At 51.0% G+C, this 23,098-nt stretch carries 22 protein-coding genes and 2 tRNA genes; 9 read left to right on the plus strand and 15 right to left on the minus strand.

Features of this window, described 5'->3' with window-relative positions; translation table 11 throughout:
- Positions 1-39 precede the first annotated feature (39 nt).
- Positions 40-1,005, plus strand: coding sequence for a L,D-transpeptidase LdtC (gene ldtC / locus SK32_RS07350; protein ID WP_048211957.1), 966 nt, complete (start codon positions 40-42; stop codon positions 1,003-1,005).
- Positions 1,006-1,091: 86 nt separating this feature from the next.
- Here ldtC and bhsA read toward each other — a convergent pair whose 3' ends face one another.
- A complete protein-coding gene (gene bhsA / locus SK32_RS07355; RefSeq protein ID WP_040231961.1) occupies positions 1,092-1,349 on the minus strand; it encodes a multiple stress resistance protein BhsA in 258 nt (85 codons plus the stop codon).
- 243 nt (positions 1,350-1,592) lie between these two features.
- Here bhsA and comR point away from each other — a divergent pair, with 243 nt between their 5' ends.
- Together comR and SK32_RS07365 are read left to right on the plus strand one after the other, a co-directional pair.
- Positions 1,593-2,228 carry a TetR family copper-responsive transcriptional repressor ComR gene (gene comR / locus SK32_RS07360; protein ID WP_048211958.1) on the plus strand — a complete coding sequence of 212 codons (636 nt, stop codon included), beginning with the start codon at positions 1,593-1,595 and terminating at the stop codon, positions 2,226-2,228.
- 252 nt (positions 2,229-2,480) lie between these two features.
- Entirely contained in the window at positions 2,481-4,661 is a 2,181-nt protein-coding gene (locus SK32_RS07365; protein ID WP_048211959.1) for a TonB-dependent siderophore receptor, read from the plus strand.
- 56 nt (positions 4,662-4,717) lie between these two features.
- On the opposite strand, the gene SK32_RS07370 is transcribed toward SK32_RS07365, so the two are convergent.
- The 8 genes from SK32_RS07370 to hinT form a co-directional block, all read right to left on the minus strand.
- A complete protein-coding gene (locus SK32_RS07370) occupies positions 4,718-5,257 on the minus strand; it encodes a glycine zipper 2TM domain-containing protein (protein ID WP_048211960.1) in 540 nt (179 codons plus the stop codon).
- A 168-nt stretch (positions 5,258-5,425) separates the two neighbouring features.
- Complete coding sequence (ndh, locus tag SK32_RS07375; protein WP_048211961.1) at positions 5,426-6,730, minus strand: NADH-quinone dehydrogenase; 1,305 nt, start codon at positions 6,728-6,730, stop codon at positions 5,426-5,428.
- Positions 6,731-6,966: 236 nt separating this feature from the next.
- Positions 6,967-7,509, minus strand: coding sequence for an alpha/beta hydrolase YcfP (gene ycfP / locus SK32_RS07380; RefSeq protein ID WP_048211962.1), 543 nt, complete (start codon positions 7,507-7,509; stop codon positions 6,967-6,969).
- 21 nt (positions 7,510-7,530) lie between these two features.
- On the minus strand, positions 7,531-8,556 hold the full coding sequence (gene nagZ, locus SK32_RS07385; protein ID WP_005121101.1) for a beta-N-acetylhexosaminidase: 1,026 nt from the start codon (positions 8,554-8,556) through the stop codon (positions 7,531-7,533).
- Positions 8,557-8,566: 10 nt separating this feature from the next.
- Entirely contained in the window at positions 8,567-9,391 is an 825-nt protein-coding gene (gene thiK / locus SK32_RS07390; protein WP_048211963.1) for a thiamine kinase, read from the minus strand.
- Positions 9,372-10,004, minus strand: a complete 633-nt coding sequence (gene lpoB / locus SK32_RS07395) for a penicillin-binding protein activator LpoB (RefSeq protein ID WP_048212601.1) — start codon at positions 10,002-10,004, stop codon at positions 9,372-9,374. Before lpoB ends, thiK begins: the two co-directional genes overlap by 20 nt.
- Before the next feature lie 22 nt (positions 10,005-10,026).
- Entirely contained in the window at positions 10,027-10,401 is a 375-nt protein-coding gene (locus SK32_RS07400; RefSeq protein ID WP_048211964.1) for a YcfL family putative periplasmic lipoprotein, read from the minus strand.
- Between the two features lie 2 nt (positions 10,402-10,403).
- Positions 10,404-10,763 carry a purine nucleoside phosphoramidase gene (hinT, locus tag SK32_RS07405; RefSeq protein WP_005121105.1) on the minus strand — a complete coding sequence of 120 codons (360 nt, stop codon included), beginning with the start codon at positions 10,761-10,763 and terminating at the stop codon, positions 10,404-10,406.
- A 348-nt stretch (positions 10,764-11,111) separates the two neighbouring features.
- Here hinT and fhuE point away from each other — a divergent pair, with 348 nt between their 5' ends.
- The gene (fhuE, locus tag SK32_RS07410; protein WP_048211965.1) at positions 11,112-13,298 is read left to right on the plus strand and encodes a ferric-rhodotorulic acid/ferric-coprogen receptor FhuE; all 2,187 of its coding nucleotides are present in this window, start codon (positions 11,112-11,114) and stop codon (positions 13,296-13,298) included.
- 104 nt (positions 13,299-13,402) lie between these two features.
- Here the strand turns inward: fhuE and SK32_RS07415 are convergent.
- Together SK32_RS07415 and SK32_RS07420 are read right to left on the minus strand one after the other, a co-directional pair.
- Positions 13,403-13,478 (minus strand) — tRNA-Asn (locus tag SK32_RS07415).
- A 99-nt stretch (positions 13,479-13,577) separates the two neighbouring features.
- Positions 13,578-15,065 carry an EmmdR/YeeO family multidrug/toxin efflux MATE transporter gene (locus SK32_RS07420; protein ID WP_137378669.1) on the minus strand — a complete coding sequence of 496 codons (1,488 nt, stop codon included), beginning with the start codon at positions 15,063-15,065 and terminating at the stop codon, positions 13,578-13,580.
- Positions 15,066-15,225: 160 nt separating this feature from the next.
- Between SK32_RS07420 and SK32_RS07425 the strand changes: the two genes are divergently transcribed.
- A tRNA-Asn gene (locus SK32_RS07425) sits at positions 15,226-15,301 on the plus strand.
- A 45-nt stretch (positions 15,302-15,346) separates the two neighbouring features.
- On the opposite strand, the gene SK32_RS07430 is transcribed toward SK32_RS07425, so the two are convergent.
- From SK32_RS07430 to SK32_RS07440, 3 genes are all read right to left on the minus strand, one after another.
- On the minus strand, positions 15,347-15,859 hold the full coding sequence (locus SK32_RS07430) for an AbrB family transcriptional regulator (protein ID WP_082193760.1): 513 nt from the start codon (positions 15,857-15,859) through the stop codon (positions 15,347-15,349).
- A 75-nt stretch (positions 15,860-15,934) separates the two neighbouring features.
- Positions 15,935-16,144: a 2-hydroxymuconate tautomerase family protein gene (locus tag SK32_RS07435; protein ID WP_048211967.1), complete on the minus strand. Its 210-nt coding sequence runs from the start codon at positions 16,142-16,144 to the stop codon at positions 15,935-15,937.
- 151 nt (positions 16,145-16,295) lie between these two features.
- The gene (locus tag SK32_RS07440) at positions 16,296-17,474 is read right to left on the minus strand and encodes an MFS transporter (protein WP_048211968.1); all 1,179 of its coding nucleotides are present in this window, start codon (positions 17,472-17,474) and stop codon (positions 16,296-16,298) included.
- Positions 17,475-17,581: 107 nt separating this feature from the next.
- On the opposite strand from SK32_RS07440, the gene SK32_RS07445 reads away from it, so the two are divergent.
- The 4 genes from SK32_RS07445 to SK32_RS07460 all read left to right on the plus strand — a co-directional run bounded on the left by SK32_RS07445 (position 17,582) and on the right by SK32_RS07460 (position 22,099).
- A complete protein-coding gene (locus tag SK32_RS07445; protein WP_048211969.1) occupies positions 17,582-18,454 on the plus strand; it encodes a LysR family transcriptional regulator in 873 nt (290 codons plus the stop codon).
- 235 nt (positions 18,455-18,689) lie between these two features.
- On the plus strand, positions 18,690-19,727 hold the full coding sequence (locus tag SK32_RS07450; protein ID WP_048211970.1) for an extracellular solute-binding protein: 1,038 nt from the start codon (positions 18,690-18,692) through the stop codon (positions 19,725-19,727).
- Positions 19,711-21,399: an ABC transporter permease gene (locus SK32_RS07455; protein WP_048211971.1), complete on the plus strand. Its 1,689-nt coding sequence runs from the start codon at positions 19,711-19,713 to the stop codon at positions 21,397-21,399. The genes SK32_RS07450 and SK32_RS07455 overlap by 17 nt, the downstream gene beginning before the upstream one ends.
- Positions 21,400-21,409: 10 nt before the next feature.
- Positions 21,410-22,099, plus strand: coding sequence for an ABC transporter ATP-binding protein (locus tag SK32_RS07460; RefSeq protein ID WP_048211972.1), 690 nt, complete (start codon positions 21,410-21,412; stop codon positions 22,097-22,099).
- 23 nt (positions 22,100-22,122) lie between these two features.
- Here the strand turns inward: SK32_RS07460 and ldtA are convergent, their stop codons facing one another.
- Positions 22,123-23,049, minus strand: a complete 927-nt coding sequence (gene ldtA / locus SK32_RS07465) for a L,D-transpeptidase (protein WP_048211973.1) — start codon at positions 23,047-23,049, stop codon at positions 22,123-22,125.
- Positions 23,050-23,098: the final 49 nt, after the last annotated feature.

Here is a 23,098-nt window from a genome sequence, read left to right on the forward strand (position 1 = left end):
ACATTATAAAAACCACGTAAAAACAATGGATTTATGGTGATGTTAAACAAGAAACAACTCTCTCGCTGGCTAACGCTTTTTACACTCGCGGCGACCGTCGCGTTAGCGCTTCCGGCTCAAGCGAATACCTGGCCGCTCCCGCCGCCTGGCAGCAAACTGGTGGGTGAAAATGCCACTCACGTTGTCGAAAACAACGGCGGATCGCTGGAAGCCATTGCGAAAAAATACAACGTCGGCTTTTTAGCGCTGCTGCAGGCTAACCCCGGCGTCGATCCATACGTACCTCGCCCGGGCAGTGTTTTAACCATCCCATTGCAAACTCTGCTGCCAGATGCCCCACGCGAAGGGATTGTCATTAACCTCGCCGAACTGCGTCTTTACTATTACCAGCCAGGGACAAAATCGGTGACCGTGTATCCCATTGGCATTGGCCAGTTAGGCGGCGACACCCTGACGCCAACAATGGTCACCACCATCTCTGATAAGCGTGCCAACCCGACCTGGACACCAACGGCGAATATCCGCGCACGGTATAAAGCCAATGGTATCGACCTCCCTGCCGTAGTACCTGCCGGGCCGGATAACCCGATGGGGCATCATGCTATCCGCTTAGCTGCTTACGGCGGTGTGTATTTGCTGCATGGAACCAACGCGGATTTTGGCATCGGAATGCGCGTCAGTTCCGGCTGTATTCGTCTGCGCGACGGAGATATCGAAACCCTGTTCCGTCAGGTAACGCCCGGAACCAAGGTCAATATTATCAATACGCCGATCAAAGCATCCGTTGAGCCTGATGGCATGCGCCTGGTTGAAGTACACCAGCCGCTGTCCGAAAAAATCAATGACGATCCGCAATTACTGCCGATCGTACTGAACAAGCCAATGCAGACGTTTAAAGATGCGGCACAAACAGACGCAGTTGTGATGGAGCATGCAATGGAGCTACGTTCAGGTATGCCTGTAGACGTGACACGCCACCACGATGTTCCTGAACAAACGCTGTAAATTCAGGTCATAAAAAAACCCCCGCCGGTTTGTCCCCGCGGGGGTTTTTTTATTGAATTCGCAGTGGCATAGCGAGGGTTTACAACTTATTTGTAGATAACTGCCGTCCCGTGAAGAGTGTTAGGACCGGTAACAGAAGTAATACGGAATGACTTCGCACCCATTTCATCTGCTTTCTGTGCCAGTTGATCTTCCAGAGAACCTAAGTTAGTCCCGGCGTTGGCAGAGATAATACCGACTTTCTGTTGGCCTGCCGGTGTAGCCTGAACTTCAACAGCGGCAAAGCTTGCAAATGAAAGTGAGCTCAGGACAGCAGCGACAAAAAGAGTTTTTACGTTTTTCATGATAGTGACCTTTAGCAGATGAATGTGTGCCGTAAGCGATTAACTTAACGATCGATAGGTAAATCATAGATGTGATCCAGGTCACACGTCAATATTTTTTTATAACGATTGTTATTTAAAGCACAAAGGTCTTATTTTTCATATTAATAGCATTAAATTATTTTTAGGGTGAATGCACTGGAGTGTCTGCGCGATTATTTTTATAATGGTTATTCAATAAACCCAACCAGGTACAACGGCACCATGACAACTGAAACGACAAGTTGTGCAAAAAAAAGCCGTGGCCGACCAAAAGTGTTCGACAGGGAAGCCGCGCTTGATAAGGCCATGACACTCTTCTGGCAGCACGGATATGAAGCGACATCGCTCGCCGATCTCGTAGAAGCAACCGGGGCAAAAGCGCCTACGCTGTATGCGGAGTTCACCAATAAGGAAGGACTGTTTCGTGCCGTGCTGGACCGCTATATCAGTCGATTCGCGGCAAAACACGAAGCCCAACTTTTTTGTGAAGAAAAAAGCCTCGAATCTGCACTCGGGGACTATTTCACCGCAATAGCGACCTGCTTCACCAGTAAAGACACGCCTGCGGGATGTTTTATGATTAACACATCCGCTACGCTGGCCGCCTCCTCCCGGGACATTGCGCACACGGTTAAATCCCGTCACGCCATGCAGGAGCAGACGCTGGCTCAGTTTCTGCATCAACGACAGGAAAAGGGTGAAATACCGGCACACTGCGATGTACAAAAGTTGGCTGAATATCTGAACTGTGTTTTGCAGGGTATGTCGATCAGCGCCCGCGAAGGAGCCACATTCGAAAAATTGATGCAGATCGCGCACACCACGTTACGATTGTGGCCTGAACTGATTAAAGATTAACCCTTTCCACACGACTCACGTCTTAATGTCATCACCGGGAGCTTATGCTGCTCCCGGTAGAATTTCCGCACATTACCCACACATTTTTCATTGTTTTCATCATCTTATCCGATCATTTTTTGTAAAATATGTTGATAACAAAAATTATTATCATCAATATTCGCATTTGTTTTAACGCCTGTTACACAATGTAACCATCGGTTTCTCTACCGCCCTAACAAAAACAGACCGACTTTTTTAAAAGGAACACAAATGCATAAGCGTCTCTGGGTGCTCAATCCTCTCCTGTTATCTTTAACTCTGCCGGCTATTGCAGCTGAGGAAGATAATCTCATCGTCAGCGCCAACCGGAGCCAACGCACCGTGGCAGAGATGGCGCAAACGACCTGGGTTATCGAAGGAAGCGAGATTGAACAGCAGGTTCAGGGGGGGAAAGAGTTTAAGGATGTTCTTGCTCAGTTGATCCCCGGAATCGACGTCAGCAGCCAGGGACGAACCAACTACGGGATGAACATGCGTGGTCGTGCCATCGTGGTGCTTATTGACGGTGTTCGTCTCAACTCTTCCCGCACCGACAGCCGCCAGCTCGACTCCATTGATCCGTTTAATATTGCACACATTGAAGTTATCTCCGGGGCAACATCGCTGTATGGCGGCGGAAGTACCGGTGGTTTGATCAACATCGTCACCAAAAAAGGTCAGCCTGAGCGTGAAGTCGAACTCGAGCTGGGCAGCAAAAGCGGGTTCAACAACAGTAACGATCATGACGAACGTGTTGCCGCCGCAGTTAGCGGAGGAACCGACCGCGCATCCGGACGTATGTCTGTCGCTTATCAACGGTTTGGGGGGTGGTATGATGCCAACCACGACGCCTTAATGCTCGATAATACCCAAACCGGTCTGCAGCATTCCGATCGCCTGGATCTGATGGGTACCGGGACGATTGAGCTTGATGACAACCGCCAGCTGCAGCTGGTTACGCAGTACTACAAAAGCCAGGGAGATGACGACTACGGACTGGATCTCGGCAAGAACATGTCTGCCGTGACGGGAACCGGCAACGCTCATACCAGCAGCGGTCTCAATTCCGACCGTATCCCCGGCACGGAACGGCATCTGATCAGTCTGCAATATTCCGATGCCAATTTCTTCGGCCAGAATCTGGTCAGCCAGATCTATTACCGTGACGAATCACTTAAATTCTATCCCTTCCCTACGCTGAGCAAAGGTAAGGTCACCAGTTTCTCCGCATCACAGCAGGATACTGACCAGTTTGGTGCCAAAATCACCCTCAACAGCCAGCTGATGGAAAACTGGGAACTGACATGGGGTATCGACGCCGATCACGAAACATTCGATTCCAATCAAGAATTCTTCGATCTGGCTTATTCCCTCCCCTCTGGCGGTATGGATAACCGAACGGCCTACACCACCGGGCGCTATCCCGGTTACAGCATCACCAACTTCGCGCCTTTCCTGCAAAACAGCTACGACATTAATGACATCTTTACGCTCAGCGGCGGTATCCGCTACCAGTGGACTGAAAACCGCGTTGATGATTTTGTCGGCTATACGCAACAACAAGGCATCGCAACGGGTCTGGCGAACTCTGCTGATAGTATCCCGGGTGGCAAAGCAGACTATGATAACTTCCTGTTTAACGCGGGCATCCTCGCACACCTGACCGATCGCCAGCAGACCTGGTTCAACTTCTCTCAAGGTGTGGAACTTCCCGACCCCGGAAAATACTACGGCAACGGTACCTACTCGCTGGTTGGCGATCATTATCAGCTCCAGCGCAGTGTTAACGTAGCGGATTCACGTCTGGAAGGCATTAAAGTTAACTCTTACGAACTGGGGTGGCGCTACACCGGCGATAACCTGCGTACACAGCTCGCCGCTTACTATTCCACGTCTGATAAATCGATCGTCGTTAACCGCAACGATATGACCATTAACGTACAACCCGACGATCGCCGGATTTATGGCCTTGAAGGCGCGGTAGATTATTTCATTGCGGATACAGACTGGAGTCTGGGAAGTAACTTCAACATCATTAAATCGGAAGTGAAGCAAAACGGTAAATGGCAAAAATGGGATGTCACTCTGGCTTCGCCATCTAAAGCAACCGCATGGGTTGGCTGGGCACCGGAACCGTGGTCGCTGCGAGTACAGAGCCAGCAGACATTTGACCTGAGCGACGCCAGTGGCAACAAGCTGGATGGGTACAATACGATGGACTTTATCGGCAGCTATCAGCTCCCGCTGGGTAAACTGACCTTTAGCGTTGAGAATCTGCTGAATGAAGAGTACACCACCCTCTGGGGACAGCGTGCACCGTTACTCTACAGCCCGACTTATGGCAGTCCATCCTTGTATGAATACAAAGGTCGGGGTCGCACCTTTGGTTTGAACTATGCCTTAACCTTCTGATAAAAAAAGCCCCCCAGCCTGAGCGATGGGGGGCTAATATTCATGATAACGCTATTTTACGCCTTGTTATTCAGAACCAACTGGCCGTTGTTATCCAGCGGAATTTGCGTACCGGGATCTTTATCCATGCGGATTTTGCCCTGCTGATCGCCAATTTTATACGTTACGTCGTAGCCCAGCATTTTTTCTGATTTGTCATACACTGTTTTACAACGTTGTTGTGTGGTCGTGTACGTATCGTTTTCCTGCATTGACCCCTGAATCTGGTTACCTGCATAACCGCCACCTAGCGCACCGGCAACGGTCGCAATGTCTTTGCCGCGGCCACCACCAAACTGATGACCAATTACGCCCCCGGCAACCGCACCCAGCACGGAACCGGCAATACGGTTTTCATCCTGTACAGGTTTACGGTGAGTAACCGTTACGTTACGACATTCCTGGCGCGGTGTTTTTACCGTTTCTTTAATCGGTGTTGCAGAGACGACTTGTGCAAACTGTGGGCCACGCTCAAAAACGTTTAGACTGGCCACCGCTGCCACACCCAGCGCAGCAGCTACGCCAATCCCTATACCCGCCAACATTGATTTATTCACGGGACTTCCTCCTTTTTTGCTATTAGCAACAACTTTGCAACAGAAGGTAAATAATGCCAATCAGATTACGGATGAAAATCGCGTAGAAAGGGGGTAAAGCAGCATGATTCAGAGAACTCTGAAAGAAAGTGCCGGATGAAGCATTCCATCCGGCATTATAAGCCAGTATTAGTGCAGTTTAAGACGCGGACGAATCACCCGGTTAATGCTGCCAACCAACATCATCAGGCCGGTTTTGAAGTAACCATGCAGCGCAATCTGGTGCATACGGTACAGTGAAATGTAGACAAAGCGCGCAATACGCCCTTCCACCATCATTGAGCCACGCGTCAGGTTGCCCATCAGACTGCCCACGGTAGAGAAGTTGGAGAGAGAAACCAGAGAACCGTGATCTTTATACTGATACGCTTTTAGCGGTTTACCGTTCATCTGCGCCAGAATGTTGTTCATCGCGCAGGATGCCATCTGGTGCGCAGCCTGGGCACGCGGCGGCACAAAACCCCCTTCCGGACGTGCGCAGGAAGCACAGTCACCAATCGCATAGATGTCCGGATCACGCGACGTCTGCAGGGTTGGTTCAACCACCAGTTGGTTGATACGGTTGGTTTCCAGACCACCAATCTCTTTCATAAAGTCTGGCGCTTTGATACCTGCTGCCCACACCATCAGATCAGCTTTGATGTACTCGCCATCTTTGGTATGCAACCCACCTTCGTCAGCGCTGGTGACCATCGTCTGAGTCAGTACACGTACGCCCAGCTTGGTTAACTCGTTATGCGCGGCGCTGGAAATACGCGGCGGCAACGCTGGCAAAATACGTTCACCGGCTTCCACCAGTGTGACGTTCAGCGCTTCATTGGTCAGCCCTTTATAACCATAGCTGTGCAACTGTTTTACCGCATTGTGCAGCTCAGCGGAGAGTTCTACCCCCGTTGCACCACCGCCGACGATAGCGATATTCACTTTGCCGTTCGCGCCCAGGTTTGCAGAATATTTCAGGAACAGATTCAGCATTTCCTGGTGGAAGCGACGCGCCTGGTGCGGGTTATCGAGGAAAATACAGTTCTCTTTGACGCCCGGCGTGTTGAAATCGTTGGACGTACTGCCCAGTGCCATCACCAGCGTGTCATATGGCACTTTACGCTCAGGGACCAGCAGATCGCCTTTCTCGTCTCGCAGCTCAGCAATCGTGATGGTTTTCGCTTCACGATCGATATCCATCACCGAACCCAGCTGGAACTGGAATCCGTGGTTTCGGGCATGCGCCAGATAGCTCAGCGCATCAACACCTTCATCCAGCGATCCTGTTGCCACTTCGTGCAGCAACGGTTTCCACAGGTGGCTGTGGTTTCTGTCTACCAGCGTGATTTTTGCCTTTTTCTTACGACCCAGTTTTTTACCCAACTGCGTCGCCATTTCCAGTCCGCCAGCACCGCCGCCGACAATCACGATCCTTTTCAATGGTGTAGTCAACGTGACCCCCTCAAATTTATTAACCAATTGTTAATTAAAAGTTATGCATATAGCCTTTAATTAACAACAAGTTACGATAATGAAAATGTTCCTCGAGAGTGAGAATAACACGAACGGTGCATTGGTCATACCAAAATTGATGTGTATCAAGTTTTGATGCTGAAAAGATAGACAACCCAGACTTTAAGAATAAAAAAACCAGCCCGGAGGCTGGCTTTTTAAACGCTCAGTAAAGATTAACCTAACGTCTTGAACGCTTTGATTCGCTGCAAATGCGGGGAGATGTTTTTGAATTTATGCGTTTGTTCTTCATCCCATACAATTTCATAGTAATGATGCAGCTCCTCCGACGAACGCTGGCTATTCAAGGCTTCATCATGGCGTGACAGAATAACCAGGCAGCGATCGCGATTTTTCTCGCGGAAGTTGGTCACACATTTTGTGGCGATATCAGCATACTCTTCCGGCCTGTCAATTTTCCCGTCCATATTCTCATACGGGAACAGGTTAGGGTTAAACACCACCTGACGAATATCACACAAGAAACCAATCCGTTCAGCCCAATACCCCCCCAGCCCAACGCCGCAAATCAACGGTCGATCATCCACATTAAGCTGCAACATTTTGTCCACTTCTTTCAGCAGATGCTGCATATCATGTTTAGGATGCCGCGTACTGTAGCTAATCAGCCTGACATCCGGGTCAATAAATTGCAGTTGCAATACTTTCTCGTGGTTGCCCGGACTGTTAGAGTCAAAACCGTGTAAATAGATAATCATCGCATCCTCGCCAAACTTGCGTTAATGACCTGCTTTCTCTTCCTGCCAACGCTCATGAAGCTGGTTGAGCTGGGCGCTTACTGTCTTCCAGCGAGCCGAGTCCATCAGTTCCTGACGTGAAAATGAACCTTTATGATACAAACGTGTAACACGTTCTGCATTGATCGGCGACAGATTATCTAAAACACTGACCGCACCCTTACGATTATTGCAGACCAGGATCATATCGCAACCGGCATCCAGCGATGCCTGTCCGCGCTCTGCGTAGCTCCCCATAATTGCTGCGCCTTCCATCGACAAATCGTCGGAGAAAATCACGCCATCGAAACCGAGCTCCTGGCGCAGTACTGTTTTCAGCCAGTGGGGTGAGCCGCTCGCGGGTCGCGGGTCTACATCGCTGTAAATGACGTGCGCCGGCATAATGGCATCCAGTTTGTTTTCAGTGATTAACGTCTGGAATACCGACATATCTTTCGCGCGGATCTCGGCTTCCGGACGCGGATCGGTTGGCGTTTCTTTATGCGAATCCGCCGTCACTGCACCATGTCCGGGGAAGTGTTTACCGGTAGTTTTCATTCCGGCCGCATGCATGCCATCAATAAAGCGGGTTGCCATCGCCAACGCTTGCGCGGGTTCGGCATGATAAGAACGTTCACCAATCGCAGCACTGATATGTCCCACATCCAGAACGGGCGCGAAGCTAATATCAATATCCATCGCGATCATTTCACTGGCCATCAGCCATCCGGCGTCCTCTGCCAGCTTGCCTCCCTCTTCCAGCCCATGCAGTGCAGCAAAAGATTGCGCCGCAGGCAGACGGGTAAAACCTTCGCGAAAACGCTGCACCCTGCCGCCTTCCTGATCTACCGCCACCACCAGATGATTACGCGATGCCGCGCGGATCTGACGCACTAATTCACGCAACTGTTCCGGGTCATGATAATTTCGGGTAAAGAGGATCAACCCGCCTACCAGTGGATGTGCCAGAATCTCACGCTCTTCAGCGTCCAGCTCATACCCTTCGACATCCAACATTACTGGGCCCACACTGCTCTCCTTATCCTTTCATTGTTAGCTGCCGCCAGGTTTCATCGGCCAGCCTGATAAATTGTCGGTCGCCGGTTTGTTGCCAGCGATACTCAAACCACCCCGCCTTCAGCATCATTATCCAGGGTTGCCATCGCCTGACCTGTCGCCAGAGCGCGTCTTGCTCAATATGCGCGCGTTGGGCGTAGGCGCTAATCAGCCGTTGGTGCTGGGACTCATCGCTGACCCATACCGCCGCCAGCTCCAGCGCGATATCACCGTCGCCGGCATATTCCCAGTCAATCAGCCGCAGCCCTGAGTCTGTACGTACGATGTTGTCGCCGTGGACATCCATATGCAGCGGCCCCAGGCGCAAAGGTCGAGGCTCACCGCTTTTTCTTAGCCGCTTCAGGGCGCGCAACCAGCATGGCGTACGACGTGCTGGATCGCTACACTGCCAGTACTGCTCGAGTAGCGGCAGCAGGCTGATTCGCCAGCCGAATCGGGGCTGCTGGTGCAGATGATACAATAAGCCAGCGAGTTCGTCGGCGTCCGGTAATCTGGATTCTACCTTACCGTGAAAAAAGTCGACGACCATCCATCCGCGCGTATAAAAGCGAGGACGCGGCGCAAGACTTTCTGGCAAATGCTTTAACGCATGATAGTGGCGTAAGAAATGCGATTCTGGCGCGTAAGGATCGTGATGACAGCGCAGCACTAAACGGTGGGCTTGATATTCGATGATGCAGCTCCCGCCGCTTAGGCCGCTCTGGCTGGCTGCGACGGGATGATACTGCGGGAAATAGCGCGACAGAACTTCATCGCGCGTCAGTTTGTTATTGTTGCTGAACGGCACCTTTACCTGACCAGATTATCTCGCCAGTTTGTACCAGCATTAATTGCATTTGCAGCGCAGGTGAATTGACGTTACCGGAAGCGCTGGAATAGAGCACATACTGCGCGCCAACGTTACGGGCAATACCAATCGCTTTGCTGCGTGTTCCCAGGCTGTCGTTCGGCGACAGACCTAACTGCTGCTTGGCTACTGCCAACTGCTGCGCAGAAACCAGGGTAAATTTACCATTATTCGCCAGCGCATTTCGCAAAGTCTCGGTGGCTTCACCCGCGTTTAACGAGCCGTTGGTACGGTTATTTACGCTATCAACCAGCAGTACGCCCCCAGCTTTCACACCCTCAGCTTGCAGCATTTTGCCGACCATCGGCTGCATTGCCCCGTTCCAGTCATAATGACGCTGACGTGGGGTTGGCTGCGCCGTTTGGTCCTCGTGTTCAATCGGACCCGGCTGCTGCGGTATGGTTGGCACCGTTGGTACAACCGGAACTGGCTGTTGCGGCTGCACGGGTTGTTCCGGTACTGGCTTCACTTCCTCTACCGGCGCGGGCTCACGTTGAGCCACACAACCAGAGAGAAACATCGCCAGCGCGGCAATCAATGCGTAGCGATTCATTTTGATCTTCAAGATTCACCCCTTACAAATAAAGATAAAGCCTAACCTTGTGCGCCCCCAGATAATTGGCGCTGCCGTACAGCGTTACCGACGAACGAGCCGGGATAGTCATGCTGCGTGGCGCTTCCAGAGGGTGCATCTCCAGCCCTCTGGCGTCATACCAGTAAAACCGATAATGAACGGTAACGGGTTCTTGTCTTTCGTTATAGAGTCGTGAGGATGCTGAGGCCTGAATATCAGACGTTGTTAATTCAGGCGGCTCTGCGGTGATACCCGCCGCCAGTACTGTTGATTCCATCACCAGAGACTGTTCATCACTGACCGGAATTTCCGGGTGTGAACGGCAGCCAGCCAGCAACAGCAGACCCAACGTAAGCGCAATGCATCCTCTGGTCATTTTTAAAGACCTTTATGCGCGAGCATTGGACCAAGCGCACGTCCACCCAGCAGATGCATATGAATGTGATACACCTCCTGACCGCCGTGACGGTTGGTATTCATAATCAAACGGTATCCATCTTCGGCAATGCCTTCCTGCTCAGCGATTTTCGCCGCCACTGTGATCATTCGTCCCAGCGCCTGCTCATGCTCTGCCGTCACATCGTTGACGGTTGGGATTAAAACGTTCGGGATGATCAGAATATGCGTTGGTGCCTGAGGTGAAATATCACGAAACGCAGTGACCAGTTCATCCTGGTATACGATGTCCGACGGAATTTCACGACGAATAATTTTGCTGAATATAGTTTCTTCTGCCACGACGTTTTCCTTTTTCATTAAGAGCCCATGCGTTGTGCCATGCTACGCCGGGTGACTCTGCGAGTATAGAGTATGAGCGAGTTACTCACGCTCTTTCAACTTTAACCCTCGATTTTTTAAGCAAAAAGCCCTGCCAGCGCTGTTCTTATAACCATTTCCCGGCGCTATCGCTCAGACATAGTACTGAAACAATATTTCATTTATGCGTAGCATTTGTTTACACATTGAATATGAATGCGTATATTTCGCATTTGCATTCTCATGAAAGAAAAATAATTAACAGCCAAAGGGTTCATTACGCAGTCACGTGATTCGAACTTAATATTAATAATTATCAAGGACTTTCCGATGTCTTTCACAACACACTACAGGGACGAACAGCATCGTTCTGCCATTGTCCCATCCCTCCTGGCAGCCTGTATTACGGCTGCGTTATTGCCTTGTACCAGCCTCGCCGCCTCCGCAGAAGAGACCGTGATCGTTGATGGTTCAGCCTCCGCCACATCCAGTGATGAGCAGGATTACAGCGTTAAATCGACATCCGCAGGCACAAAAATGCAGATGACACAGCGAGATATCCCGCAATCTGTCAGCATCGTCAGCCAACAGCGTATGGAAGATCAGCAACTCCAGACACTGGGTGATGTGATGGATAACACCCTGGGGATCAGTAAAAGCCAGGCGGACTCTGATCGCAGCAGCTATTTCTCTCGCGGATTCCAGATCGATAACTACATGGTCGATGGGATCCCGACCTATTTTGAATCCCGCTGGAACCTCGGCGATGCCCTTTCTGACACGGCCTTGTTTGAACGTATAGAGGTGGTTCGTGGTGCAAACGGGTTAATGACCGGCACGGGGAATCCTTCGGCATCAATTAACATGATCCGTAAACATGCAACCAGCCGCGAGTTCACGGGGAATGTCTCCGCGGAATACGGCAGTTGGAATAAGCAACGCTATGTGACGGATTTGCAAAGCCCATTGACGGCAGACGGCAACGTGCGTGCCCGCATCGTGGCGGGTTATCAAAATAACGATTCCTGGCTTGACCGTTACAACAATGAAAAAATGTTTTTCTCGGGGATTGTCGATGCCGATCTGGGCGACACCACCAGCCTGTCAGCAGGTTACGAATACCAGCGTATTGATATCAACAGTCCAACCTGGGGCGGCTTGCCGCGCTGGAATACCGATGGCAGCAAAAACAGCTACGACCGCTCGCGCAGCACCGCGCCGGACTGGACTTACAATGACAAAGACATCAACAAAGTCTTCGTGTCACTCAAACAGCGTTTCGCGGATACCTGGCAAACAACCCTGAATGCCACACATTCCGAGGTCAAGTTCGACAGCAAGATGATGTACGTCGACGCTTACGTTAATAAAGCTGACGGCACACTGATCGGTCCCTATGGCAACTATGGACCGGGCTATGATTACGTGGGTGGAACAGGCTGGAACAGCGGCAAGCGTAAAGTCGATGCCGTCGATCTCTTTGCCGATGGTGGCTACGACCTGTTTGGTCGTCAGCATAACCTGATGCTGGGCGGCAGTTACAGCAAGCAAAATAACCGTTATGAGAGCTCGTGGGCGAACGTTTTCCCCAACGAAATCGGCAGCTTCTATACCTACAATGGTAACTTCCCGGAAACCAACTGGAACCCGCAGTCATTGGCTCAGGACGATACCACGCACATGAAATCGCTGTACGCCGCGACACGCATTTCTCTGGCCGACCCATTGCATTTGATCGTCGGCGCGCGCTATACCAACTGGCGTATCGACACCTTGACCTACAGCATGGAACAAAACCACACCACGCCCTATGCGGGTCTGGTTTATGACATCGATGATAACTGGTCCACTTACGCCAGCTATACCTCTATCTTCCAGCCGCAGAACAAACGCGACAGTTCCGGTAAATATCTCTCCCCTATTACCGGCAACAACTACGAGGTTGGTCTGAAATCAGACTGGATGAACAGCCGTTTAACCACCACCCTCGCCGTATTCCGCATTGAGCAGGATAACGTGGCGCAATCAACCGGCGTACCAATCGCCGGTAGCAATGGCGACACGGCCTATACAGCGATGGATGGAACGGTCAGCAAAGGCGTTGAATTCGAAGTGAACGGTGCGATCACGGATAACTGGCAGATGACTTTCGGCGCAACGCGGTACGTTGCGGATGACAACGACGGCAATGCCGTCAATCCGAACCTGCCGCGTACTACGGTAAAACTGTTCACCCGTTATAATCTGCCTGCCCTGCCGGCACTGACCGTGGGGGGCGGAGTTAACTGGCAGAATCGAGTGTATAGCGATACCGTGACGCCATACGGCACGTTCCGTGCAGAACAGGGAAGCTACGCGTTGGTGGATTTATTCACTCGCTACCAGGTAACGAAGAATTTCGCCCTCCAGGGCAATATCAATAACCTGTTCGATAAAACCTACGATACCAATGTCGAAGGCTCTATCGTCTATGGTGAGCCGCGTAACGTCAGCCTCACTGCCAGCTACCAGTTCTGATAATACCCAGTCTGTAAAGTATCCACCTGCATGTCGGGTGGATTTACTGAAAAGCTAAAAAGCAAAAAGCCCGCTCAAGTTTCCTTAAGCGGGCTTCTTAAATATGGCTCCTCTGACTGGACTCGAACCAGTGACATACGGATTAACAGTCCGCCGTTCTACCGACTGAACTACAGAGGAATCGTGTGAACGGGGCGAATATTAGCGATGCCTGTCTGCATTGTCAAAGCCTGAATGGATATTTGCGATCGTTTGCTGAAATATTCTTCATTTCGTCGCTTATTCAGACGCAGACGGTTGTTTTATACACTTTTCACGTTCAGGACGAGGGTATTTCCACAGCCAACGGCCTGTGACCATACGCCAGTAAAATAACGCGGCCCGTACTGCCCAGTCGAAGAACATCCCCATCCAGACGCCAACGACACCCCAGCCTAATACGATCCCGAGGGTGTAGCCGGCGACAACACGACAGCCCCACATTCCCAACATGGAGACCCACATAGCGAAACGGGCGTCACGCGCACCTTTAAATCCAGCAGGAAGAACCCATGATGCTGCCCATATCGGCATAAATGCCGCGTTCAGCCAAATCAGGATGACAATGACCTCTTTTACATCCTGATCGTGGGTATAAAACGAAGCCATTACCCCAGCAAACGGGGCGGTTAGCCAGGCGATGGCGGTTAATCCGATTGTGGAGAGCCAGAATACATGCCGCAACTGGATTTCCGCCTGAGCAATCTGTCCATTTCCCAGACGTCTGCCGGTAATGATGGTAGACGCGGAACCTAAAGCGTTTCCCGGCAGGTTGATCAGTGCCGCTATCGAAAAGGCAATGAAGTTACCGGCAATGACGCTGGTACCCATACCTGAAACAAACATCTGCGTAAGTAACTTGCCACCGTTAAACAGGACTGACTCTATACTGGCAGGAATACCAATCCCCATAACTTCCCAGATGATGGCAAGATTCAGCGGTTTAAAATAGCTCTTCAGGGGAATGCGCAGCGCGGGGTTAAATCCAATCATCAGCACCCATACAATGGCGATGGCACCAATGTAACGTGAAATCGTCAACCCCAGACCTGCGCCAACGAATCCCAGCCCTTGCCAGGAAAAAATGCCGTAGATCAGGATGCTACTGATGATAATGTTCAGGATATTCATACCACCGTTAATCAATAACGGTATTTTGGTATTTCCGGCACCGCGCAGTGCGCCGCTGCCAATTAACGCAATTGCCGCCGCAGGGTAGCTGAGCACGGTTAATTCCAGATAGGTTAGCGCCAGCGCTTTTACATCAGGGGTGGCTTCTCCTGCCACGACATCAATAATCTGCTCACCGAAATAGTGAATCACCGCCGCCAGTACAACAGCAAATATCGTCATGATCACCAGTGATTGTCTGGCTGCGGCTCTGGCGCGTCGGCGATCGCGCTTTCCGAGACTAAAAGCAACCACCACCGTTGTGCCAAGGTCGATGGCGGCGAAAAATGCCATGATGACCATGTTGAAGCTGTCGGCGAGCCCGACACCTGCCATAGCTTCTTTACCCAACCAGCTCACCAGGAAGGTGCTCAGTACTCCCATCAAGAGTACACAGGTGTTTTCCAGAAAAATGGGGACAGCAAGCGGGGTAATTTCGCGCCAAAAGAGAACTTTATAACGCTTGCGTTTGGCATACCAGGGCGTGCGGGATGCGACCTGGCGTAAGGCTGCGGAGACGTTCAAAGTGGACCTTAATGAAGAAAGTTGAAACCTCATTTCAAATGATGAGGGAGAATCAAAAAAGCTGCAAAGTTTTTTCTATTTAAAATGTCTGTAAATGCAACAAACTGTCGAGAGAAGCATCAATTGCTCCTCAATGTAGGAATTGGGGTTTGACAAAAGTTTTTTCGCCGCTAAGATAAGCCTCCACAACGATTCCTCTGTAGTTCAGTCGGTAGAACGGCGGACTGTTAATCCGTATGTCACTGGTTCGAGTCCAGTCAGAGGAGCCATATTTAAGAAGCCTGCTTAAGGAAACTTGAGCGGGCTTTTTGTTATTATGGCATTGCGACTAAAACATCAGGCCAGAATGGCTTCCAGTCGGGCTGTAAGTAGCCAGCCAGAAACGTCAGGGTAATGAGACGCAGAGAATGCGAGATAACAATCTTTTGTGGCGGAGTCTTAATATGGGAGGCTAGCGCCAGCACCGCCGCCATCGCTCCGGGCACCGCACCCAAAAGCGCCTCTTCTTTACTCCAGCCCAACCGCCGCACACACCAGAAGTAGCTCAAGGTAAATTGCAAAGATAAGCAGAGTAATAACAGAGCAAAAAAAAGACTGAACTGACGATGTTCACCATATGAAAAATCCCTAAACATCATCCCGATTGAGATACCGAGAGAAAGCTGGATGACCGTTATACTCCCCGGCATTGAGGTTACGGAGATCCCAACCCGCTTAAGTATAATCACGGTAAAGAGGGCACCAAACATCATACCCAGTGGAACATTACAGAACGTGAATCCCTGCCCGACGAGAAAACAGAGGATAATACCTGCCAACACTCTCATCGACGCCCTCTCCAGGTCAATTGTTCTATCACAAACTGATATGAGGCGAGGAGCCCACGCCCCCCGCCATCAGATTCACTCTTTACTGGCTTTTTCACGCAATTCGGTCACCGGTACGCCACCAATTCCCCAGTTATCAGTATCGACTTCGTCAATAACCACAATAGTGGTGTCAGGATTTTTGTTAAGCACATCCACCAGTAGCTGAGTAACACCTTCCATCAGCTGTTTCTTTTGTTTATCAGTAACACCTTCTTTGGTGATCTTAATATTTACATAGGGCATAAAAACTCCTGTAAACCAGATAATTATGGGAAATGCGCACAGATAGAAGAGCGCAAACCCGTTAAACAGCAGAACAGAGTCATACTGCTTTTGAAAACGAGTTCTGCCGCAAGAACTATTAAGGTTATTAGCTGGAATATAACTATTATCATTATTTTCCAGAATATTTAACTTTGTTGTATTGCCAATAACTAATCGCTGCTGCGATAAATAACGAGGCTGCCCCCAGCAATATGGAGTAGGTCATCCCATTTTTATTACTCTGAAAGACACTGACAACTAATGGGCCGAGGATTTGCCCTATCCCATATGTCAGCGTAACAAGACCGAGGAGATTAATCTTCTCGGGTGCGCTTATTTTTCTAGCCAGCGGCATGACCAAAGAGCTTGTACCCATAAATGTGCCGCCAAATCCAATACAACTAATGGTTAACAGCAGTGGCGAGTTAATAAATATGGCCATGACTACGCAACTCGCTTGCACAATTAAGTTAACGCTCAGGCAGGATAATATATTCCATTTGCGAGCAGCCCAGAGCCAGCCATAGCAGCCAGGAATAACAGCAAGGCCGACAATAGACCAGATATGGTCGGCTAAAAAAGTGTTGCCACCCCCCCTGGCCATTAACGGCAAATACGTGGCGACAATGATATAACCGAACCCCGCCAGGCCATACAGTAAGGCTAAATTCCACCACTGGATATCCGACTCCGCACCTGCGGCAGCTGTTACTGAGGAGATCATATACTTATCTTTCGGCAATAGCATCGTCAGTATGACGAAAAGTATCGCTGAAATTATGGCTGCGCCAATCCACAACACATGTGAATTTAAGGCGTAGGATACGCCAGCAATGACATATTCATTGCCGATAAAAATGCCCATTCCTACGCCCGAAAACAAAGAGGCGATAACAAAAGGGTTATGAGTATGCTGAAGGACCAGCATTGAACCAAATATCATCATTCCCGCGCTTGCCACACCTGCGAGGAACCTGATTAACAAAATAATTTCTGGCTGGGTCACTTTTGCCATCAAAAAAATCAGCACGACGGTAAGTAGTGCTGAGACCAGTAACAACACTCTTAACTTATTGACAGCGCTAAAAATACCAAAAGAGAAAAGGAGGCTGCCAACAAGGTAACCTGCGTAGTTGGCGCTGGCAATTATGGATAATTGTGAAAAGGTAAACAGTCCTTCATGAAGCATAAGCGGGAGCATAGGCGTATATAAAAAGCGCCCGATGCCCATTCCTAAGGTCAAGACGATCATACCAAATACAGCAGTACTCAACTGACGGAGGCCAACAGCACTGTGATCGAGATCCATATTTTGGCCTCAAAAGACGAATTAAGTTTGATTGTTATCTTACACAAGGAAATGATAATAAAAAGTTAATAAAAATAACGAAAACATTCACTTTGAGTGATGCTTCTATGAACAGTACCTCTCTGAACTTGTTTAAAACGGTGGCGGAAACGGGCTCCATATCCGCTGCTGCACGTAGTCTGAACTGCGTTTCTTCGAATGTCACAACCCGCCTTAAACAGCTGGAAGCCAGCCTTGATGTCTCTCTGTTTGTGCGCGAGAAAAATCGACTCTACATTACCCCTGAGGGCGAACTGCTTCTGCGTTACGCCAACAAAATTTTGGCGTTGTTAGAGGAAGCAGAATTGTCGATGCTGGGAACAAAAGTGGCGGGACCATTGCGAATTGGTGCAATGGAAACGACCGCAGCGGTACGTCTCCCTTCGATACTGGCGAATTTCCACCGCGAAATGCCTTCCATTGAGTTAAACCTGAAAACCTCCCCTACTGAGGCGCTGGTGCAACACATTCTGAACAATGAACTGGAAATCGCATTCGTTGCCGATCATCAGGGACTGCATATGGAAAATTCGCCCCTGCAATCACACGTGTTATGTCAGGAAACGCTGGTACTGGTAACAGCGGCAGAGCACCAGAATGTCATTACTGGCGCTGACCTCCAGGTGACAAGGCCGCTGGTTTTTGTTAAAGGGTGCAACTATCGCTCCCGCCTGGGAGAATGGCTGCGCCTACAGGGGATCGATTACGCCGATCCTCTGGAATTTGGCTCTTTTCAGGCGATCCTTGGCTGTGTGAGTGCCGGGATGGGGATTGCGCTGTTGCCAGAAAATATTGTCAGACAGTATGAGAATAACTTCCCTGTCCGCAGTCATACGATTACGCCACAGATAGGTAAAGTGAACACCATGATGATATGGCTAAAAAGCCGCGAAGTCAGCCGGGTACTTAATCACTTTGTCTCGTTTATTACGCGGGCTTAAGTGATTACGTCTGGTAACGCCAGGCAGCCGGCAACCCAGTGTATTCATGGATGCTAAATATCTTATCCATAACAGGGACAGGCCACTTCACACCGTTGATTAAAGTTATGTAAATGTAAATTATTTACACTTTGCAATGATTGTAATTGCTAGTGATTATCATTTATTGTACGCAGGCAAAAAATGAGCCCCTGCCCGGGTCACTGTACGTTCCAATTACGCTGGGATATAAACGATGAATGCTCTGCCTCGCACTGGACTGCGCCGTATCACGCTTGCTTCTGCTCTCGTCCTCTCTGTCAGCCTGCCGGCTTTCGCCCAGGATGCGTTAACGCTGTATACCACCCGTGAACCGGGCCTGATTCAGCCCCTGCTTGATAGCTGGACGAAAACCAGCGGTATAAAAGTCAGCACGGTCTATATCAAGGACGGCATGCTTGAGCGTGTTAAAGCGGAAGGTAAAAACTCCCCTGCCGACCTGCTGATGACCGTTGACGCCGGGAACCTTATCGATTTAGTCGAAGCGGGTGTGACACAACCCGTGGAGTCAGAAGCACTGAAAGCGGCTATTCCGGCCAATCTCCGCGGTGCGGATAATCAGTGGTTTGCGCTGTCAATGCGTGCGCGAGTGTTGTACGCCGAGAAGTCAATGCCAATCGATAACTGGCATTACGAACAGCTCGCCAGCCCCGAGTACAAAGGTAAGGTTTGTATTCGTTCCGGTCAGCATCCGTACAATACGGCGCTGATCGCCGCGATGATTGCCCATCACGGCGAAGCAAAAACGGAAGAATGGCTGCGTGGCGTGAAAGCGAATCTGGCACGTAAAGCGACTGGCGGCGACCGTGACGTTGCCCGCGATATCCTCGGGGGTATTTGCGATATTGGCCTGGCGAACTCCTATTACGTCGGCCATATGAAAAACGCCAAAGAAGGCAGCGATGCACGTCAGTGGGGCGATGCAATTAAAGTCGTTAAGCCAACCTTTGAAAATGGCGGCACGCACGTCAATATCAGCGGCGCGGCAGTAGCACGCTATGCCCCCAATAAAGCCGATGCCGTTAAGTTGATGGAATATCTGGTTTCCGCACCTGCCCAGCAGCAGTACGCAAAAGCGAACTTCGAATACCCGGTACTGAAAGGTGTCACTCTCGATCCGGTGATCAACGCCACAATTGGTGAGATCGATGTCGATAAAATTCCGTTAACCGAAATCGTGAAATACCGTAAACAAGCAAGTCTGCTGGTAGATAAAGTTGGATTCGATCAATAAACTTCTACAGTTTCCGACGTTACGCGGCCTGGTTTCCGGGCCGCAGTCATTATTAACGCCGTTGCACCTTGGGGCGCTTTGCATTGCGCTTGGCGTCCTGACTCCCATCATTGCGCTTATCTGGCAAGCTACCCAGTCAGATTTATCGCACTGGGACAATCTCATTACGTTTGTGCTGCCTGCAGCATTAAAAAATACCGTACTGCTGTTAGCCGGTGTGGCAGTGCTGGTTGGCGTGATTGGCGTAGGCAGCGCCTGGGCCATCACAGCATGGGACTTTCCTGGACGTAAGATCCTCAGTTGGGCGTTGCTGCTGCCGCTGGCGATGCCAACCTACATCGTCGCCTTTGCCTGGCTCGATCTACTGCATCCGATTGGCCCTCTGCAAACCTTTATCCGCTTCCTGCTGGGCTTTGACAGTCCACGGCAGTTCCGGCTACCGGATTTGCGTTCGCTTTCCGGCGCGATTATTTTGCTCGGTTTAGTGCTCTATCCTTACGTCTACCTGACGACCCGCGCCACGTTTATCAGTCAACCGGCCCATTTACTTGAGGCTGCCCGTACGCTGGGATGCAGCGCTGCCGGGACGTTCTTCCGGGTCGCCCTGCCAATGGCGCGCCCGGCACTGGCTGTCGGCATCAGCCTGGCACTTCTGGAAACGCTCAACGATATTGGTGCATCGGAGTTCCTCGGCGTACAAACGTTAACCGTTACCGTCTACACCACGTGGATCTCTCGCTCTGATTTATCCGCCGCCGCACAAATCGCCTGCATGATGCTGATGTTTATCTTCTTCATTCTGACGCTGGAATTTTACGGGCGCAGAAAGCAAGGATTCAGCAGCCGCAGCCTGCGGGAAATCCAACCCACTCGCGTGCCCGGCTGGCGTGGCTGGCTACTCGGCGCGGTCATTTCGCTACCGGTTATATTGGGCTTTGTGGCCCCGGTTCTCTTTTTGATGTGGGAAAGTGCCAAACGCTTAGGGGACACGAGCCCCCTTTCCGCCTCGTTGCTTTCAGCATTACAAAATACGCTCTTGCTGGCAGCAGGAACCACGCTGGTGGTGATTTGCGTCAGCTTGCTGGTGGCCTGGAGCGCACGCCATAGCGCAGCAGACAACGCGATGCCTGGCTTTCGTCGTGGCGTGATGCGTCTGGCCTCCCTCGGTTATGCGGTGCCCGGAACGATTCTGGCGATTGGTTTTTTGCCCCCAGCGATGGCTGTCGATCGTTGGCTGGCCGACTTACTGGATATTCGCGGGTTACCGCTGATGTCTGGCGGTATTTTGTTGGTCATTTGCTGCGCGATGCGTTTCCAGGCAATTGCCATCGGCGCGCTGGACTCCGGTCTGGGCCGCATCCCGCCGTCACTCGAACAGGCTTCACGATTGCTCGGCGAAAACGGTGCCGGAACATTTGCCCGCGTTCATTTTCCGTTACTGCGTCCGGCATTAGTGAGCAGCGCATTGCTGGTTTTTGCCGATGCGATGAAAGAACTGCCAACAACGCTGCTGTTGCGCCCGGTAAATTTCGAAACGCTGGCCACTCTGCTGTATGCAGAAGCGGCCCGCGGGACCTATGAAGAAGGTGCTATCGCCGCGCTAATGATTGTTTTAGCAGGTACACTGCCCGTTATATTGTTGGTGCGTCACCAGATGACTCGCCGTGGTTAAGAGAGCAACAATGTCAGAAATCGCATTACGACTCCAGGACGTGCACGTTGCCTACGGCAACAGCCAGCAACCGGTCCTGAGCGGATTCTCAATGTCGGTACGCAAAGGAGAAATTGCCTGTCTGCTTGGCGCTTCAGGCTGTGGGAAAACAACGGTGTTGCGTGCAGTTGCCGGTTTTGAACGACTGCAGTGTGGAGAGATCTATGTCTCAGAGCGGCGTATCGCTGGCCCCGGCGTTCATTTGCCCCCGGAAAAACGTCATGTCGGCATGGTCTTTCAGGAATACGCCTTATTTCCCCATCTGACCGCACAACAAAACATCGCCTTCGGTTTACGGCGTATGCCACGTGAAGCGCAACAGGCCAGAGTGACGGAGCTGTTGAAAATGGTGGAATTGCACAGTCATGCTAACCATTACCCTCATGAACTTTCTGGCGGGCAGCAGCAGCGCATCGCGTTAGCCCGCGCGCTGGCGCCACACCCAGAAATTTTACTGCTGGATGAACCCTTCTCCAGTCTGGATAAGCGCACACGCGAGCGCCTTGGTAATGAGGTTCGGGATATTTTACGCGCTGCTGGCCAGACCGCGCTGCTGGTTACCCACAGCGAGCACGAAGCTCAGTTGATGGCGGACCATATCGGTTTTGTGAAAATGGGTCAGTATCAGCTTAAAAAAGCGGCCCACCATAGTCAGGGCTAAGAAAGAGCCGCGTAGTGGCATCGCTAATGTGTCTGCACCAGACTGATATTCACCGGCATCCCGGAACGGCGTTCCAGCGCCTGATTCCCACGATTCACATCCACGTCATTCCCGCTGATAAAAGTACGCAAAACGGGGGTGATGGGCAGCGGAACCTTTCTGTCAGATTCATATTCGGAGCGATTGCGGGACAGCGGTTCATGAACCTCAACCCAATGGCTACCGTCTGGCTCGGTGCTGAATTTTACCGGTCGGTCAATAATCTGAACACGCGTGCCAACTGGCACAGTATCAAACAGGTATTTGATGTCGTCATTACGCAGACGGATGCAGCCCTGGCTCACGCGTAGCCCAATACCGAAGTTGGCATTAGTACCATGGATGGCGTACAACCTGCCGATATAGATAGCGTACAGTCCCATCGGATTGTCAGGCCCGGCAGGCACAAACGCCGGTAAGCTTTCCCCACGAGCAGCATACTCCCGCCGGGTATTTGCCGTGGGCGTCCAGCTTGGTGCTTCCTGTTTACGTTCGACCGCCGTGACCCAGTTGCGCGGAGTTTCCCTCCCGGCCTGCCCAATACCAATAGGTAATACCTCTACCGTATTAGCACCCTCAGGGTAATAGTAGAGCCGCATTTCTGCGACGTTGATGACGATGCCTTCACGTACGGTATCAGGCAATATCAACTGTTGTGGCACCACCAGTGTGGAACCCGACTTTGGCAGAAATACGTCCACACCAGGATTGGCTTCGAGCATATTACTCAATCCCTGTCCATACTGTGCGGCAAAAGCCTCCAGGGGCTGAGTATTACCAGCGGGAATCGTTATCGTCAAAGGGCTTCCCACCAGACGGCTGCCCTCAGGAGGCAATGGGTAGCTCACCGCCTGCGATCCCTGACTCGCGAGCAGCATAACAAGAGCACACAGCAGTTTTACACGACGCATCTTTTTCCTTTCCTTCGTCGCAGCAGATATCCATTAAGTATAGCTTTTT

It is taken from the genome of Citrobacter sp. MGH100 (assembly GCF_001034465.1).
Classification (GTDB): domain Bacteria; phylum Pseudomonadota; class Gammaproteobacteria; order Enterobacterales; family Enterobacteriaceae; genus Citrobacter; species Citrobacter youngae.